Raw genomic sequence first — 15,959 nt, 5'->3', positions numbered from 1 at the left:
CATCAGGAAAAGCAGCGATCCGTCCGATATACGCGGCAGGCCAGGGCCAAAGCGACCGTTGAATCCCTGGCCCTCGTGCTCGCGCCGGACCTCCTTCTCGACCTTCTTCCACTCGACGCCAAAGGGCGGATTGGACAGCATGTAGTCGAACTTGGTGTGGGCGTGGCCGTCCTCCGACAGGGTGTTTCCCGCGATGATATTGCCGACGTTCTGGCCCTTGATGAGCATGTCCGCCTTGCAGATCGCGTAAGACTCGTCGTTCAGCTCCTGGCCGAACATGGTCAGGCGCGCATCGGGATTCTGAGCCTCCAGATGCTCGCCCGCCACCGACAACATGCCGCCGGTGCCTGCCGTGGGGTCGTAGATGGTGCGCACGACACCAGGCTTGGACAACACGTCGTCGTCCTCGACGAACAGCAGATTGACCATCAAACGGATCACCTCACGTGGGGTGAAATGCTCACCGGCCGTCTCGTTTGAGATTTCAGCAAACTTGCGGATCAGCTCCTCGAACGCGAGGCCCATCTCGTGGTTGTCCACCGCCTCGGGATGCAGGTCGATGCCGGCAAACTTCTCCGCCACCTGATAGAGCAGCCCCGCCTTGGCCAAGCGGTCGATCTGGGCGTGGAACTCGAACCTCTCGAAGATGTCGCGAACCTCAGGCGAGAAGGCCTGGATATAGGCGAACAGGTTTTCCCGGATGTGGTCCTGGTCGCCCATGAGGCGGCCCATATCCATGGGCGACGTGTTGTAGAAGCTCTGCCCGGCCTTGCGCAGCAGGAAGGCCTCGGGGTTCAGGCCTGCCTTGGTCTTCTCCGCAAATTCGGCCAGCACGACCGGTTTGGTGGCCTCCAGCACGCAATCCAGGCGCCGCAGCACGGTGAACGGCAGGATCACCTTGCCATAGTCCGACTGCTTGTAGTCGCCACGCAACAGGTCCGCGACGGACCATATGAAGGAAGATAACGCCTGATGGTTCATATGATCGCCCCGCTACTGCCAAGCGATAGCACAGCCCTTCAGGGGGTCAAAAACGCCTCGCTCTATCTTTGATTTTGCGGCGACGCCGCCAGACTGATGGAACATCGCTGCGGCTTTCCAGTCCGGGCCGCTGCCGTTCGGCAAACCTCCAACGCCGTCCTGTTCCCCTGCTCGATTTCAGACGCCTGGACCAGCCGTGCCCAGCCCTGCGGGCTGGCGCTTTGCATGAGCCGCACCCCGGCTCCCCAGCGATCCAGCCGCAACGTCGCGGCGGCCATCCGTTCCGGCACACTCCAGCTCGGCGGCAGGGTGCGCGCGATCGGCCCGGAGAAGCTCACCCACACGATGACGCCGGCGACGGCGCCCACGGCGGTCATGATCGCGACCTGGCGAACCTGCTCCCGCCCGGTGCGTTGGCGCTCGGCCAGGCGCTCCATCACGGCGCCCGCCGCATCCACCCGCTGCACGGCGTTCGCCAGCTCCCGCCGGCCCTGCTGCTGGGCGGCCTCCGACGCCTGGCGGACCTGGGAGGCCAAGGCGTCAGGCGTCAGTCGCAGCGCGGGGTGCGCCTCCATGGCGGCGAGGCTTTGAGCGATAGCCGCGAGGGTAGGAGTGTAGTCCGGCGCCGTGGTCGGCAAACCTTCTAGCGCCATGCGGAGCTGAGCGACCTCGGCCCTAAGCGCCTCGAACGCCTCGGCCGCCGCATCGTGGGGCTCATCCTCCGCCATCGTTCCTCCTAACGGCCAAGACCCCGGCCCAAGCTAAGGGAACGCGTGAGATCCTGCACCAGGTTGCGGCCCGGCATCGCGCCGGGCGACAGGCCCAGCTCACGCCGGCGGCCGACAAGCACCGACTCCACCTGCGGATCGCGGGCGAGGCCGCCGGCAAGACCCTTCATCCGGGCTTCGACCTTCCGGCGGGCGTCGGCGTTCTGCCATCCCGACAATTCGGCGTGCTGCGTCTTCAGCCGGGTCCAGCTCTCCACGAAACGCTCTGCCCGGAGTTGAGGATCTCGCCGCACCTGGCTCTCACGTGCCAAGGCGCCGCCGATCGCCTCCATCCAGCCGGGCTGATCGACGCGGCCGGCGAGTCCACGCTGGCGTGACAGGGCGGAGCGGAGATCCACGGCGGCCTCCGGACTGGCGGCGGAGAGCGCCTTCTCCGCGCGTTTCAAAGCCACGTCCTGGTGCGGCAACACCGGGAGGCCGTCCCGCCGCATCCGCTCCATGTCGGCAAAGGCCCGTGCATAGCCACGCACGCCCTCGGTCAACTCCTGACGCTGCAGAGCCGCTGCAGGGGAGGGAGAGGGCGCCCGGCCGGCCTGGCGCTCCGCGACCTGTCGGTCGACCGCCAGCTTCGGCTTGAACCCCGAAAACCGCGACGGTGCCCGCCCGGCCGGCTTCGCCATTTCCGGCGAGACACGGATCTCCGACCGAACGAAGCCCCGCCGTTCGGCGAAGGCGTCGCCATAGTCCAGGGTCGTGTCCTTGGCCCGCTCGCGGCCAAGCGTGCGGGTGAGCTGGTCGCGGTCCTTGAAGTCGTCGGCGCCGTAATGAACCGCCAGTGTCTCGCGGTGCCGGCTCATCCCGACATAGGCGGCGTGACGGTCCAGGCCGTCGCTGGCCAGCAAATGGCCGTGGTCCACGGTGACGCCTTGGCTCTTGTGAATGGTGGACGCATAGCCGTGATCGATCTGGGCGTAGTCCTTCAGGTCGAACCGGACTTCTCGCCGCTCGGCGCCATCGAGGCGCACGGCGAGGCTGGAACCCCCGCCACCGTGTGGCTCGATCCGCTCCACGGTCCCGAGCGAGCCGTTCTTCACGCCCATGGACCGCTCGTTGCGGAGGAACATCACCCGATCGCCGGCAGCGAAGGCGCGCTCCCCGCGCTCGGTCTGCACCACCTGGTCGGCGCCCAGCGCGCCGGCGTCGCGCATCCGGCCACGCGCGAGCTGGTTCAGCTCCGCCACATCGACGCGGGTGTGGGCGAGCATGAGCTGGCTGGCTTCCGGCCTGGCCTGGCGCACGGAATCCCAGCCGTCCACGAGGGCGCTGCGGGCCGCTTCGCGCGTCTCGTGGCCCCGCACCATGCCGGCGGCCTCGTAGCGGTCCAGGGCGGCGCCTGTGCGGCCCGTGGCCAGCTCCCGCGTCGCCTCCCGCTGCCAGTCTGCGCGCTGGCGCCGGATCTCGGTGATCTCGGCCGCGCCGTGGCGCTCGGTGAGCGCCCGGAACGCGGCACCGGCCACGATCGCCTGGAGCAGCTCGGCGTCTCCGACCAGCACCACCTTGGCGCCGGCGGCGTCGGCCGCCGACAGGACCCGCTCCATCTGGCGCGAGCCGATCATCCCGGCCTCGTCGATCACCAGCACGTCGCGCGCGGTGAGCACGTCCCTCCCCTGCGCCCACCCGTGCTCGAGACTGGCGATCGTCCGCGAGCTGATGCCCGAACCGCCCTCTAGGCTTTCCGCGGCGATCCCGGACAAGGCGGCGCCGCGGACCTGGTAGCCCTGCGCCTCCCACGCCTCGCGGGCGACACCCAGCATGGCGCTCTTGCCGGTGCCGGCGTAGCCCACGACGAGGGCGAGATCCTCTCGCCCGGTAATGTGGTCCAGGGCGTCACGCTGCGAGCCCGCCAAAGCCAGGCCGCGCCCCTCACTGGCGGCCAAGGCCATGTCACGCGAGGCCGGCGAGACGCGATGTTGTCCCCTCCCCGCGATCTGCGCGGCCGACTGCTCCAGCCGCTGTTCGGTCGCCAGCATTTCGCGCGTGCTGAACCGCTCGCGGCCGGCGCCGTCCTTGCCGAGCGCGACCAGCTCCGGCGAGGTCTTCACCGCGCTCATGGCCTGGCTGAACTGATCGGCGTCGTCGGTGTGCCGGTGAACGAAGCGCGCTAGGTCGTGGTCCGTGAACGTGCTCTGCTGCCGGGTGATGGCGTCCAAGGCGACGTTCGGCTCGGCGATGATCTTCTCGCCGTTGCGGCGGGCGATCTCCCGGTGATCGATAGCCCGCTCGGCGTCCTCACCCCGGTCCAGGCGCCGCGCGCCGGCCGGGCCGATCTTGTGCTGCGGCTCCAGCTCGATCCCCTGCGCCTCCAGCGTCCGGTGATCGATCCGCGCATCGATGTCGAGTTCAGCCAAGCGGGTGTTCACATGCTCGGCCCATGCCTCCCGCCAGTCGGTCAGGAGGTCGGTCGAGTTCCACTCGCGGACCTTCTTGCCGAACGCCCCCTCCCCGTCCGGTTTCACCTCACGCATCGACAGCATGACGTGGGCGTGCGGCTTGGCCAGGCCATCCGGCCCGATGTCCCAATGCACATTCAGGTCGGCGACCATGCCGCGATCGACAAACTCCCGCTGCACGAAATCCCGCGCCAGCTCGACGCCCTGAGCCTGGTCCAACTCACGTGGTATCGAGAACTCGACCTCGCGGGCGAGCTGCGCATCCTTGCGGACCTCGCCGGCCTCCACCTCGTTCCACAGCGCCTCGCGGTCCTGCCAGCGTTCGGGCGAACCCTCCGGGGCCATGACCTCGGAGTGAACGACGCCGGTCTTGTCCGTGAAATTGTGCGACCGCCCTAGCCGCTCGTCGTGCAGCTCGGAGGCCGAACGATAGGCGGCCGACGCCACGGCGCTGGAGCCGTTGGCGCGGGAGATCACCTTGGCGCTGAAATGGTAGATGGCCACGCCGCACCATGGCTCGGGAGCTCCCTCGTTTCAAGCACACGTCGGCACGACGTATAAGCGCGCACTCATCTCCTTTCGTCGTTCGTGACTATCCACGCCAATTCACTCCGGCCAAGCTGGACACCGGGGAGTCGGCTGCTACGGTGTCCACGAGGGGGGCTACCAGTGGAGTGAGCCCCCGTGCGTAAGCCCCGAGATATCGACGCTGAGCTGCGAACGCTTCAGGACAAAGCCAAGCCCCTGAAGGCGCGCAAGGTCTTGCAGTTGGGCGAGCTGGTGACCGCGACCGGCGCCGACGCCCTTGATGCTGAGACTCTGGCCGGCCTCCTGCTCGAAGCCGTCGAACAACAAAATTCCGAGACGCGGGAGGGTTGGCGTCGGCGAGGCGCCGCCTTCTTTCAGCGGCGCGCGCGGTCACCGAAAGACGCCGGCGGATCTGCTGGTGACGACGCGGGCGCTACGGCGGACGTCGGCGGCCATGGCGCGAGCTGAGGCCGTTCGCGCCCGCTCCGACAACCGTGCCTGGGCCATCGAACGCCGCGCCCGCACCCGGCAACTGATCGAGCTGGGCGGCCTCGTTCAAAAGGCCGGCCTGGTCGATCGCACCGACGACGATCGGGCCGCTCTGCTGGGCGCGTTCCTGGAGCTGGCCGATAGGCTCCAGGGCGATGACGGCGCGGGGCTCGTCGAGGTCTGGCGGCATCGCGGCCGGCGGGTGTTCGAGTCCGAAGCATGAGGGCAATCCTGCGGCTCGTCGCCCTGCTGATCTACGTCGGCGCCGGCTATCTGATCGGCTCCCTGGTCGGCCGCCTGGTCCTGATCCCTGTCGCTGCCGTCGCCCACGTCGGCCATGGCCTCCAGACGGGCCTGAGCGTCGCCGCCGGCCTCCTCGGCATATTCAGCGCCGTCGGCTATTGGCGGACCAAGTTTGGTGAGTTTCAGATCGGCGGCGGCGTCCACGGCTCGGCGCATTTCGCCAGCGAACATCAAGTCAAAAGCTCGCTCGGCGGCGGCGCGGGCCTGATCGTAGGCCGTGAGAACCGCAAGAGTGGCCAGCTCCTCCGCTACGCTGGCCAAGCCCATCTCCTGACCATCGCCCCTACCCGCTCGGGCAAGGGCGTGTGCGCCATCATCCCCAACCTGCTGACCGCCGATCGCTCGGTGCTCTGCATCGACCCCAAGGGCGAGAACGCCCGCATCACGGCGCGCGCCCGCTCGCGGTTCGGCCAGGTCTATGTGCTCGATCCGTTCGAGACCTCCGGCCAGCCTTCGGCCGCCTTCAACCCGCTCGCCGGCCTGGACCCCGACAGTCTCGACCTGGCGGAAGACGCCGCCCTCCTCGCCGACGCCCTGGTCCACGATCCACCCGGCCAGGTCGGCGAAGCCCACTGGAACGAGGAAGCCAAGGCGCTGATCGCCGGCCTGATCCTTTACGTCGTTTGCGAGGAACCCGCCGCGACCCGGGCGCTGGCCACAGTGCGGGAATTGCTGACCCTCAGTCCTGGCGACTTCGCCGCCACGCTCAAGATCATGCAGGAGACCACGGGTGCCGGCGGCCTGATCCGCCGCGCCGCCAATCGTCACCTGGGCAAGAGCGAGCGCGAGGCCTCCGGCGTCCTCTCCTCGGCGCAGCGGCACACCCATTTCCTCGACAGCGCCCGCATCAACCAGACGATGGCCAGCTCTGATTTCCGGTTCGCAGATCTGAAAGAGGCCAAGGCGACCGTCTTCCTGGTCCTGCCGCCCGAACGGCTGGACGCTTATTCTCGCTGGCTGCGGCTGATGGTGGCGCAAGCGATCCACGACCTGGCGCGCTCCCCTGCCCGGTCGCCTGCGTCAGGTCCGGCCGCGCCGGTCCTCTTCCTGCTCGATGAGTTCGCGGCCCTCGGCCGCCTCGAACCCGTCGAACGGGCCTTCGGCCTGATGGCGGGCTACGGCCTCCAGCTCTGGCCTATCCTCCAGGACATGCACCAGCTCTGGAGCACCTACGGCGAGCGGGCCGGAACCTTCGTCTCCAACGCGGGCCTGGTGCAGATCTTCAACGTCGCCGACGTGGAAACCGCGAGCTGGGTGTCCAAGTCGATCGGCGCCACAACCATGACCTATCAAACCACGGGAACCAGCACCTCGCGGGGCGGAATGCAGCTTTTCGAGACCAAGAGCGCCTCGACCTCCACCCACCTCTCGCGCCGCGAGCTAATGACGCCTGACGAGATAATGCGGCTGGATTCGAGCCTGGAAATTCTCCTGCGCCAAGGCGAGGCGCCGGTGATCGCCGCGAAAATCCGATATTTCGACGATCCGGCGTTCCGGAATTTGGCGAACTGATCCCCGGATCGGTCGGCGACGAGGTCCCTGCCCCGTAATTTCCGGGAACCCGGACCTCGCCCCCTCCTTGCTGCCGTAGATGCAGCCCACTTGGGTTCCTGGGTTTCCCCGCCAAAAATGCCTGGCCTCCCTCGGAGGACACTTTTGGAGGTTGATACAGCCCACTGCTGGTCAAGTTTTGTTGCTGATCGGGCTGTCACGCCGTCCAAAGGGAATAATTTATCGGCCTGCGGCCGATTCCTTTTGGGGGATGCCGGGTGGGAGGATCGCCTTGGCGATCCGGGGCGAAGCGGCGAAGCCGCGTAGCGAGCCGGCGGGGGCGTAGCCCCCAAGAGGCGGAGACTATCCTTCGCTTTATCCTTGATCCTGCCGTTAGAAGAGATTCTGTTAGATATAGGAAAGTTAAAGAGTTAAGCCGAATCAAAGGCTTATTATCTCTTTGTTTTCCTTGGAAAAAATTTCAGGGCAGGTTCCCGTTACCACGGGGCCTGGTTCCCAAAACCACGCGGGATGGGTTCCTGAAACCACGTCACTAAAGGTTCCTAATACCACGGGCCTTCCCCGGCCCCGGCTGGGCCGTCGCTGGTTCCTAAAACCACGTGCTTGGCCAAGGAATGCCGGTTCCTAATACCACGAGCCTGGATTGCCCGGTAAAACCGGGCAATGGCCGGGCCTCTGGCCTCCCTTTTTGCCTCGGACTCGCCTTCCGGGTCCGAATCGGGCCTTGATCCGCGACTCAGACTCCCTCCCCGGTTCCCGAAACCACGTGCCTCAATCCCGTGCGCGCTCAATGGATTGAGTCGGGTTCCTAAAACCACGTGCCGCCCTTGCCCCACTAGCTGGGCATAATCGCGCGGCGATCGGCGCAGGCTGTCGCGAAGCCATCCGGCGGGTGGCCGCCTTCGATCCAGGCGGACCAGGCCCCGTCAAAGGCTCGCGGATCGCGCTGAGCGTCCAGCCAGGCAGCGCGGGCGTCTTCCCTCCCCCGCTGGCTCTTATCCGCCCCTCGGCGCTCCTTGACGGCTTCCTGGGCATACATGCGATCGACGAAGTGGACCGCAGGGCTACCGTCCTGCGTCGCGGTCTCCCGCATGGCGTAGCGCGGGAGTTCGTCGGCGCGGCACATCTCCCGAATGCGGAAGGTGAATTTCTTCAACGGCGATTCACTGCCGGTCTTGTCGTAGAGCGTGGTCATCTTGACCGTCCAGCCATGCGGCTGAGATCCAGCGTGCTTGCGCGCGACACGATAGATCGCCCGCTCGATGCCGCCGGTAAGCAGGAAATACTCCCTGTCGAGCGTCAGAATGTTCCCGCTCATGATGCCGTCCAGCAGCCAGTCCGGGACGCGCAACGTCAGGCTCTTGAGCTGTTCGGGGTCGTCGATCCCCTCCCCTTCCCCCTCAATGTCGCCAAGGTAGTGGAAAGCGGTGTAGCGGCGCTTGCCGGCGCGGATATTGGTCTCCACTTCCGTGGTCCGCAGGCGTTTGATGGCCCGTAGCAGTTCGATGTAGTCCTGGCCGCTGGTGCCGCGCGCGATCCCCTTGAGCAGCTCGTAGGGGGTCGTGTGAATGGTCGGCCGCAAGTCGTTCTTGCCGGCGTCGCGCTGCGCCACGATCCGGGAAATGCACCAGATCAGGATATCGGCGTCCCAAATCGTCGCCATGCCGTGGGTCGGATTGCCGTTGACCTTGATCCACAGCTTGCCGTCCGGGGTCTCGTAGTGGATCGGCTTGTTGCGCTTGCGCTTGGCGATGGAGAAAAACGGTCGCTCCATCATCTCCGCGCTGTCCTTGTGCGCGTAGTCGATCAAGTCGGCGATGAAGAAGTCCCGAATTGGGTGTGGATCGGTGCGGGCGTTCATGCGCCCTCCCCTGCCCTACCCGGGCTTTGGCACGCGGAGGTCATCGCTCCCCCATCGGGTGCTTCCCGGCCTGGCGTAGGACGAGATCCAGCGCCTCGCCGATAAGCGCCTGGACGGTCACGCCGCGCTCGACGGCGAGAAGCTTCACCGCCCGCGCCATCTCCGGCGAGAAGTATCCGGCGACCATCGTCTTGCCGACACGGGCTTTCGCTGGCGCGGCCAGGGGCATCTCGGCCGCCTTGCGAGCCCGAGCCGGGCGTGACGACGCCGGGCTGACAACTGGGGCTGAAGCCGGCGCCGGCGCGGGGTCGGCCGCCTGGGCAAGGCGCGCGGAAAGGCTGGGGCGCGCGCTCATGCCACTGCCCTTTCAGGGTGAGGACGTGTGGACATGTCCAGGCGTCCACATGCCCACGTGTAGAGCCGATCAACCTCCTCGGCCGCCTTGCCGGCCGGCTCATACTCCGCCGCCGCCTGGCCGTTGATCACCGCGTGGCGGAAAGCCGCTCGATCAACCAGGCACACCGGCGCGATAGCGAGCTGCAAGCTGCTGATCACCGTCGCAACCTCCTCGATCAGGGCGGTCGCGCGGGGCGGAACGGCGTTGAGCACCACATAGGCGGGCTTCTGCGCCACCCTGACCAGCTCCGCCGTCGTCTTGATAGCGTGAAGGTCGAAGGCTGAAGCCCGTGTCGGGATCAGAACGAGATCGGCGGCCTTGGCGGCGGCGACGGCGGCGCTATCGGCCGCCGGCGGACTGTCGATCACCACCAGGTCAACCCCGGCCTTCTGGGCCTCTGCCAACGTCGGGCCAAGCCTGGCGTGCGGCGCGGCGACCACGGCGGGATTATCTGTTCCCCGCCAGTCGGCCCACTGCGCTGCTGTCGCCTGTGGGTCCAGGTCGATCAAGGCGACCGTATAGCCAGCGTTCGCGGCGGCGACGGCCAAATGAACGGCTAGGGTCGTCTTCCCGACTCCGCCTTTCTGGCTGACGATGGAAATGGTCTTCATGGCGCGCTGACCCCTATCGGTGTCCTCACGCCCACACGCGGACACGAGGATGGTTCGACATGTGGGCGCGCCCTCATGTCCACGCCTCCGCAGACCAACATGTCCGCAACCCGACGTGTGGACACGTCCACAAACCAACTCTCGCCGGGAACGGTTAACGGTTCAATAACCGGGAGCGACGGCGCTCCACACGTCCTCGTGTGGACACCTAAGTGGATCGATTCCCAGGACCGCGCGAGGGGAGGGGGCTCGGGCACCTATGGCCCCTTCAGACGCTGGCCAACGAGGGGTGGCTTTTTGGGTGTTTATGGGTGAATTATCGGGTGCATGATCAATACCGCCTCGATCACCATCACCTCCGATCTGCTGGTTCTCATCGCCGAAGTCGATGAGTTCAAGGGCGCGTGGCGCGCGCTGGGCACACTGGCGCCCGAACGATTGTCGGCGTTGCGGCGCGTGGCCACGATCGAGAGCATTGGCTCATCGACCCGGATTGAAGGCAGTCGCCTGTCCGATCGCGACGTGGAGCGTCTGCTTGCTAACCTTGAAATCAAGGCCTTCGACACCCGCGACGAACAGGAGGTCGCCGGCTATGCCGAGGTGATGGAGACGGTCTTCGCCGCCTGGCGGAATCTCGCCTTCACGGAAAACCATGTTCGCCAACTGCATCGTGACTTGCTGGTCTACAGCGAGAAGGACGCCTGGCATCGGGGCTCCTACAAAACCACGCCCAACAGCGTGGTGGCCTTTGACGCGGACGGTAAGCAAGTCGGCGTCGTCTTCGAGACCGCCTCGCCCTTCGATACGCCTCGTCGGATGGAGGAACTGATCGCCTGGCTGAACGAGGCCAGGGCGGAGCGGGTGCTGCACCCGCTTCTGGTCGTCGCGGTCTTCGTGGTCGTCTTCCTGGAGATCCACCCGTTCCAGGACGGCAATGGCCGTCTGAGCCGGGTGCTGACCACGCTGCTCCTGTTGCAAGCCGGCTATGCCTATGTCCCTTACAGCTCGCTCGAAAGCGTCATCGAGCAAAGCAAGGAAGGCTACTATCTCGCCCTTCGCCAGACCCAGGGCACAATCCGCTCTGACGCGCCCGACTGGCAGCCGTGGCTGCGGTTCTTCCTGCGGGCGATGCAGCAGCAGATGCGGCGGCTGGCCCACAAGGTCGAGCGCGAGAAGCTCTTGCTCGCGGCCATACCGGAGCTGGCCCTGCGGATCGTCGATCACGCCCGCGACCATGGCCGCGTCACCATAGGCGATGCGGTCACATTGACCGGCGCCAGCCGCAACACCTTGAAGGAGCATCTGCGGATGCTCGTCGAGCGGCGCCATCTCGTGCAGCACGGGGTCGGCCGTGGCACTTGGTACAGCCTGCCTTAGATTGACGGAGGGGGGAGGGGACCCGCCCACATGAGGACATGTCCTCGTGTGGACACCTAGACACCACGCCAGCCATTTCGGGTGTTTGCGGGTGTGTCATTGGGTGGAAGCCTTACGACCCCTTGGGTCTGCCTTCACATGGGCGCTGACGGTCAGGGTTGCGCAAGTGATCGGCTGATCTGCTCGGCCAGCCACGTCGGGAGGAGGGGGGTGACCTCGATCAATACCTCGCGGTCGGCCGGCGACAGCCTGGCGCTCAGTCGCGGGAGGAGCCGCGCCGCCTCCGAAGGCCCAAGCCATGCCAACGCGCGGATGACTTCGCCCGTCAGTCGGCCCGCCTGGACAAATTGCCAAAGCGGGGCGTGGCGCAGCTCCAGCGACTGATTGCCCAGATGCAGCATCCTGTCTGACCCGGAGGTCAGGTAGATGGCGCGCACCGGGACCTGGGTGGTAAGGCCGAGTCTGTTGGCGGACACGGCCCCGTGGGAAGCGATAGTTTCGCCCCACAGTTTCGCCAGGCTCGCGATGACCGTTTCTGCCGTTGGAGGCCGAGGGCCAAATCGGGTCGGAATGGGCCGCACGTAAAGACCGCGCGCCACGCGCAACAACTCGCCGCGCCGCGTGAGGAGCGACAGCGCCTTGTTGACGGCCCCACGCTCACCAAAATGCAGCAATCTCACCGCCGTCAGCAGGGCGCCTTCCGGGCGGCTCTGGCTGTGTTCCAGTATTTGGTCAGTCAATCTCTGCACGGCTCACCTAACTGGTAGCAATCTAAGCCGCTTTCTCACGCCCTTGAATCTTGATCGGATAGCTGGGGAGCGGGGACATCGGCGACCGGAAGGACCCGACGCACCTCCCGCTGGCCGGCGCTATGAGCGACGTCGGCCATGAAGCTCGTCCAAAAAGGACGCCTCTTGCCGGGCACATAATACATCCCTATCTTAGGATGACTTTATAGGAGGCCTCGGTGGAAAACGCAGTCAGCCTGACCCTGAACGAAGCGGGCTACGTGGTGGAGCAGTCCAACACCGCGATCAACCGCGCCGTTGACCGAGGCGTCATCAAGGCCAAACTCCAGCGTCGAGGCAAGGTTCGGCTGCGTAAAGTCGGGCCTGCGGAACTGCGCTTTCTCGCCATTTCAGGCGAGGTCGAGCGCAAGCTGACACCCGCCGGGCGTCGGGAAGTCTATGAGGCCATGCGCCGGCTATCGACCGACTCCCATCGCCTGGAGATCGGCGTGATGACTTTCCAGCTCGTGGACGTGGATCGTCGCATCGCCGGGCGGCTGAAACGCCTTGAAGAAGTGAAGACGCTCATCGGCGAACGGCCCAACGCTGAGCCGGTCCTTCGCGGAACGGACGTGCCTGTCTATGAGATCGCCGCGCTAACGCGCGGCCAAACCGTGGCTGAGATCGTCGAGGACTATCCTGGCCTCACGCCGGCGCAGGTCGATGCGGCGGCTGAGTACGCCAAGGTCTATCCAAAGACCGGCCGGCCCCTGCCAGGGCGTAGCCTGAAGCGGATGTTGAGCGATATGGCCTCGTCGGGCGTCTGGGACGTGGAGGGTGATGACGAGCCGATCGAACCTCGCCAGATTCCGTGACGGCCTATCTGCTCGATGAAAACGTACTGAGGGAGCTTACCCCAACCGGGAATGCCAACGTGCGCGCCTGGATGGCAGGGGTAGCGCCGGCTGATCTCCGTATCAGCGCCATGACCCTGTTTGAGAAGCGGCGTGGGTGGGAACGCCGCAAAAAGACCGACCCCGTCCTCGCCACTACCAAGCTGGCGGAAATCGACGCACTCGAAGCAGCCTACGGCACGCGGTTTATTCCGATCGATGGCCCGATCACCGCAGAGTGGGCTCGCCTGCTCGGCGCCAAGGAAAAGAACCAGCGCGACAGGGCGCTGGCAGCGACTGCGCGGGTGAGGGGCTTTGTCCTGGTGACGCGCAACATCGCGGATGTCCGGGGATGCGACGTCCAGGTGCTTGATCCGTTTGTGAAGAACCCCGTTATCGAAACGGTCTGATTGATCGGCCGGGGCAGGGCATTCATCAACAATTTCTGCCCGCCCGCCCGCAGACTCGGGCGAGCTAATCAAAAGGCGGCCGTTCGACAAACCACCCGAGGTTTGTAATCAATGGGACTATTGGAGAGGAACGGGGCGGTTGAATCTAGACGAAGTGAAATCGCTGCTTCAGCGCCACTTTAGCGACGGCCTTGTAACCGTCGTCGGGTCTGGTTTGTCATGCGCCGAGGGGCTCCCAAGCATGGGCGAGCTGGCCGACCACTTGTGCGCTACGGTAGGCGGGGCTCTGGAGCCGGCTGATGCTGCCGCATGGCTGGCTCTCGAACCGCAGATACGGGCAGTCGGCTTGGAGGCCGCCTTGCTCCAAAATCCTCCGACAGCATCCTTGGAATCGGCCATCGTGGCTCGGAGTGCGGAACTCATCGGCCTGCGAGAACGCCAGATCGTCGAGGAAGTGTTTACGCACAAGCGGGTCCTGCGGTTCACGCGCCTCCTAGCCCATATTCTCAAGCCGACCGGCGGCATCCCCGTCGTCACCACGAACTATGATCGCCTGTTAGAAATAGCCGCCGAAGAAGCCGGCTTGGGTGCCGATACGATGTTTGTCGGGCACTTCGCGGGCGCGCTCAACGAACAGGAAAGCCGGCTCAGCTACTGCCGGGAAGTCACCCTCCGGGGGAAACAGGTACAATGGCGTTATCGCGCTCGCGTGAGCATCTTTAAGCCGCACGGGAGTCTCGACTGGTATCATCGGGCGGGTAAACCGGTTCGGTACTCCGGCGATTTGGCACTTCCGCGCCTAATCATCACGCCCGGCCTGAACAAGTTCCGTAACGGCTACGAGAGCCCATTCGACCGCCACCGCGAGCGCGCAAACTCCGCCATTGACCGTGCATCACGCTTTCTGATCATCGGCTACGGCTTCAACGATGACCACTTGGAGACGCACCTAACGCCCAGCATCAAGAGCGGCATCCCCACCCTTCTGCTCACGCACACGCTCTCGCCGAACGCCAAAAAGCTCGCCTTGGAATGCGCAAATGTGGTCGCGCTAGAGCGCTGCGTGATCGGCGGCGCCGAGGGCACATCCATCACCGTCAACAAGGCGGAAGTTCAAATTCCCGATCTCGCGTTGTGGGACCTGGGCACGTTCATCTCAGAGGTTCTCGAACCATGACCGAGGCTGCGCTTCAATTTGCCGATCGGGACAGAATTGGCCGGGTGGCCTCTGTCGATACCAGTCATGTGGCCATCGACGTCACGGACTCGGTGCTTCTCACCCATCTTGGCATTGGCCAATTGATCGCCATCCGAGGGGCGACCGAGCGCGAATATCTGATCGCGATGACGGAGCGCGTGACCCGCAGCCTTCGCGAAGAACTGCCTGAGCTGAGCGAGGACAGCGAAACCGACGGCGTCGTCGTCGCCATGCCGACTGACATTGTTCAGGGGGTTCTGATCGGCACCTTCAGGACGGTTGAAGGCGACAAGGCCAATACGTTCAAACGGGGCGCCGACAGCTTCCCGCAGATCGACCGCGAATGTTTTGTCATCGCTGGAAACAACCTCCAGCGCTTCATGGGCATCCTGGGCGCCGGATTTTCCGAGGATGAAAGGCTGAAGCTCGGGACGTTTGTCGCGGATCGATCAGCAGATGCCATCGCGAGCGGGGACAAATTTTTTCAGCGGCACGCAGCGATTTTAGGCAGCACCGGTTCGGGAAAAAGCTGGGCTGTAGCGCTAATCCTTGAGAGGGCGGCCAAGCTCAAATTCCCAAACATCATCGTTTTCGACATGCACGGGGAATATGCGCCGTTGGCTGACAAGACCAAGGGTGGCTTCGCCGAACGGTTTCGGATCGCCGGCCCTGGGGACCTGGAGGCGCCAGGCGACGACGTGTTGTTCCTGCCATATTGGCTGCTCAACCGAGACGAAATGCTGTCGATGATCCTCGATCGCAGCGATCAGAACGCCCCGAACCAAGCGTCTCGCTTCACGATGCATGTCAGGAACTTGAAGGGGAAAACCCTTGATGCGGCCGGCAAGGCGGCGGTCAAAAAGACCTACACGGTGGACTCACCGATACCCTACGCGGTCGCCGACCTCGTGGGCCTTTTGGACGCTGACAACACCACGCCGGGGGTCGGCGCGAAAGGACAGGATGTAAAAGGCGAGTGGCAGGACAAGCTGACGCGGTTCCTTTCTCGCCTCGAAACCAAACTGGAAGATCGCCGATACGGGTTCATGTTCGCGCCACCGGCTGCCGCGTCCACCTATGACTGGCTGGCAGCCCAGGTTCTAAAGCTTCTCCGGTCGGGCGATGGCTCTGGCATCAAGATCATCGACTTTTCGGAGGTGCCTGCGGACGTCTTGCCCGTTGTCACCGGGACCTTGGCTCGCCTTCTATATGACGTCCAATTTTGGATGGGTGCCAAGACCCGCACGCCCGTCACCCTGCTTTGCGACGAGGCCCACCTTTATCTTCCGGTTCGCGACGACGCTGACGCGGTCCAACGGCAAGCACTGGGTTCGTTCGAGCGGATCGCCAAAGAAGGTCGGAAATATGGGTTTTCACTCTTGGTTGTCAGCCAGCGGCCGTCTGACGTGAGCCGCACCATACTGAGCCAATGCAATAACTTCCTGGCTCTGCGGCTAACAAACGAGACGGACCAAGGCGTGATCAAGCGGCTG

15 protein-coding genes are annotated in these 15,959 nt (G+C 65.0%); 8 read left to right on the top strand and 7 right to left on the bottom strand.

Annotation, left to right across the window (positions count from 1 at the left end; genetic code table 11):
- The 3 genes from RMO97_RS10195 to traA all read right to left on the bottom strand — a co-directional run.
- Positions 1 to 981, bottom strand: a 981-nt coding sequence (locus tag RMO97_RS10195) for a class I SAM-dependent DNA methyltransferase (protein ID WP_310540815.1), incomplete at its 3' end; no start/stop codon positions are given.
- Positions 982 to 1,043: 62 nt separating this feature from the next.
- Positions 1,044 to 1,709, bottom strand: coding sequence for a DUF6118 family protein (locus tag RMO97_RS10190; RefSeq protein ID WP_310540813.1), 666 nt, complete (start codon positions 1,707 to 1,709; stop codon positions 1,044 to 1,046).
- Positions 1,710 to 1,717: 8 nt separating this feature from the next.
- On the bottom strand, positions 1,718 to 4,663 hold the full coding sequence (traA, locus tag RMO97_RS10185) for a Ti-type conjugative transfer relaxase TraA (protein ID WP_310540811.1): 2,946 nt from the start codon (positions 4,661 to 4,663) through the stop codon (positions 1,718 to 1,720).
- 180 nt (positions 4,664 to 4,843) lie between these two features.
- Between traA and RMO97_RS10180 the strand changes: the two genes are divergently transcribed.
- Genes RMO97_RS10180 through RMO97_RS10170 form a run of 3 tightly spaced genes read left to right on the top strand, consistent with a single transcriptional unit; the run spans position 4,844 to position 6,991 of the window.
- On the top strand, positions 4,844 to 5,155 hold the full coding sequence (locus RMO97_RS10180; RefSeq protein ID WP_310540809.1) for a conjugal transfer protein TraD: 312 nt from the start codon (positions 4,844 to 4,846) through the stop codon (positions 5,153 to 5,155).
- Positions 5,142 to 5,399 (top strand): conjugal transfer protein TraD, encoded by a 258-nt coding sequence (locus tag RMO97_RS10175; protein ID WP_310540807.1) that lies wholly within the window; start codon positions 5,142 to 5,144, stop codon positions 5,397 to 5,399. Before RMO97_RS10180 ends, RMO97_RS10175 begins: the two co-directional genes overlap by 14 nt.
- Positions 5,396 to 6,991, top strand: coding sequence for a type IV secretory system conjugative DNA transfer family protein (locus RMO97_RS10170; RefSeq protein ID WP_310540806.1), 1,596 nt, complete (start codon positions 5,396 to 5,398; stop codon positions 6,989 to 6,991). Before RMO97_RS10175 ends, RMO97_RS10170 begins: the two co-directional genes overlap by 4 nt.
- Positions 6,992 to 7,826: 835 nt before the next feature.
- Here RMO97_RS10170 and RMO97_RS10165 read toward each other — a convergent pair.
- The 3 genes from RMO97_RS10165 to parA are packed head-to-tail and all read right to left on the bottom strand — an operon-like array spanning position 7,827 to position 9,860.
- Complete coding sequence (locus tag RMO97_RS10165) at positions 7,827 to 8,852, bottom strand: replication initiator protein A (RefSeq protein ID WP_310540805.1); 1,026 nt, start codon at positions 8,850 to 8,852, stop codon at positions 7,827 to 7,829.
- Between the two features lie 40 nt (positions 8,853 to 8,892).
- Positions 8,893 to 9,207: a ribbon-helix-helix domain-containing protein gene (locus tag RMO97_RS10160; RefSeq protein WP_310540804.1), complete on the bottom strand. Its 315-nt coding sequence runs from the start codon at positions 9,205 to 9,207 to the stop codon at positions 8,893 to 8,895.
- Positions 9,204 to 9,860, bottom strand: coding sequence for a ParA family partition ATPase (gene parA, locus RMO97_RS10155; protein ID WP_091743324.1), 657 nt, complete (start codon positions 9,858 to 9,860; stop codon positions 9,204 to 9,206). The genes RMO97_RS10160 and parA overlap by 4 nt, the downstream gene beginning before the upstream one ends.
- A gap of 327 nt (positions 9,861 to 10,187) precedes the next feature.
- On the opposite strand from parA, the gene RMO97_RS10150 reads away from it, so the two are divergent.
- The gene (locus RMO97_RS10150; RefSeq protein WP_310540802.1) at positions 10,188 to 11,237 is read left to right on the top strand and encodes a Fic family protein; all 1,050 of its coding nucleotides are present in this window, start codon (positions 10,188 to 10,190) and stop codon (positions 11,235 to 11,237) included.
- 152 nt (positions 11,238 to 11,389) lie between these two features.
- Here the strand turns inward: RMO97_RS10150 and RMO97_RS10145 are convergent, their stop codons facing one another.
- Positions 11,390 to 11,986, bottom strand: coding sequence for a DUF6088 family protein (locus RMO97_RS10145; protein ID WP_310540800.1), 597 nt, complete (start codon positions 11,984 to 11,986; stop codon positions 11,390 to 11,392).
- A 260-nt stretch (positions 11,987 to 12,246) separates the two neighbouring features.
- Here RMO97_RS10145 and RMO97_RS10140 point away from each other — a divergent pair, with 260 nt between their 5' ends.
- The 4 genes from RMO97_RS10140 to RMO97_RS10125 form a co-directional block, all read left to right on the top strand.
- Positions 12,247 to 12,840: a DUF433 domain-containing protein gene (locus RMO97_RS10140; protein ID WP_310540799.1), complete on the top strand. Its 594-nt coding sequence runs from the start codon at positions 12,247 to 12,249 to the stop codon at positions 12,838 to 12,840.
- A complete protein-coding gene (locus RMO97_RS10135) occupies positions 12,837 to 13,268 on the top strand; it encodes a PIN domain-containing protein (protein ID WP_310540798.1) in 432 nt (143 codons plus the stop codon). The genes RMO97_RS10140 and RMO97_RS10135 overlap by 4 nt, the downstream gene beginning before the upstream one ends.
- A 241-nt stretch (positions 13,269 to 13,509) precedes the next feature.
- Positions 13,510 to 14,445 carry an SIR2 family protein gene (locus tag RMO97_RS10130; RefSeq protein WP_310540797.1) on the top strand — a complete coding sequence of 312 codons (936 nt, stop codon included), beginning with the start codon at positions 13,510 to 13,512 and terminating at the stop codon, positions 14,443 to 14,445.
- The coding region (locus tag RMO97_RS10125; RefSeq protein WP_310540796.1) for a helicase HerA domain-containing protein at positions 14,442 to 15,959 on the top strand (1,518 nt) is incomplete at its 3' end. The genes RMO97_RS10130 and RMO97_RS10125, both read left to right, overlap by 4 nt.

The sequence above is a fragment of the Phenylobacterium sp. genome (assembly GCF_031425575.1).
Lineage (GTDB): Bacteria > Pseudomonadota > Alphaproteobacteria > Caulobacterales > Caulobacteraceae > Phenylobacterium.
The sequence above is the reverse complement of the archived record's forward strand: the minus strand, read 5'-3'. Positions and strand labels throughout refer to the sequence as shown.

What these genes read in the sequence shown, in the direction of transcription:
- RMO97_RS10170 (WP_310540806.1), top strand. Translation starts at nt 5,396, where the DNA reads ATGAGGGCAATCCTGCGGCTCGTCGCCCTGCTGATCTACGTCGGCGCC.
- parA (WP_091743324.1), bottom strand. Translation starts at nt 9,860, where the DNA reads ATGAAGACCATTTCCATCGTCAGCCAGAAAGGCGGAGTCGGGAAGACG.
- RMO97_RS10165 (WP_310540805.1), bottom strand. Translation starts at nt 8,852, where the DNA reads ATGAACGCCCGCACCGATCCACACCCAATTCGGGACTTCTTCATCGCC.
- RMO97_RS10190 (WP_310540813.1), bottom strand. Translation starts at nt 1,709, where the DNA reads ATGGCGGAGGATGAGCCCCACGATGCGGCGGCCGAGGCGTTCGAGGCG.
- RMO97_RS10175 (WP_310540807.1), top strand. Translation starts at nt 5,142, where the DNA reads ATGGCGCGAGCTGAGGCCGTTCGCGCCCGCTCCGACAACCGTGCCTGG.
- RMO97_RS10160 (WP_310540804.1), bottom strand. Translation starts at nt 9,207, where the DNA reads ATGAGCGCGCGCCCCAGCCTTTCCGCGCGCCTTGCCCAGGCGGCCGAC.
- RMO97_RS10150 (WP_310540802.1), top strand. Translation starts at nt 10,188, where the DNA reads ATGATCAATACCGCCTCGATCACCATCACCTCCGATCTGCTGGTTCTC.
- RMO97_RS10130 (WP_310540797.1), top strand. Translation starts at nt 13,510, where the DNA reads ATGGGCGAGCTGGCCGACCACTTGTGCGCTACGGTAGGCGGGGCTCTG.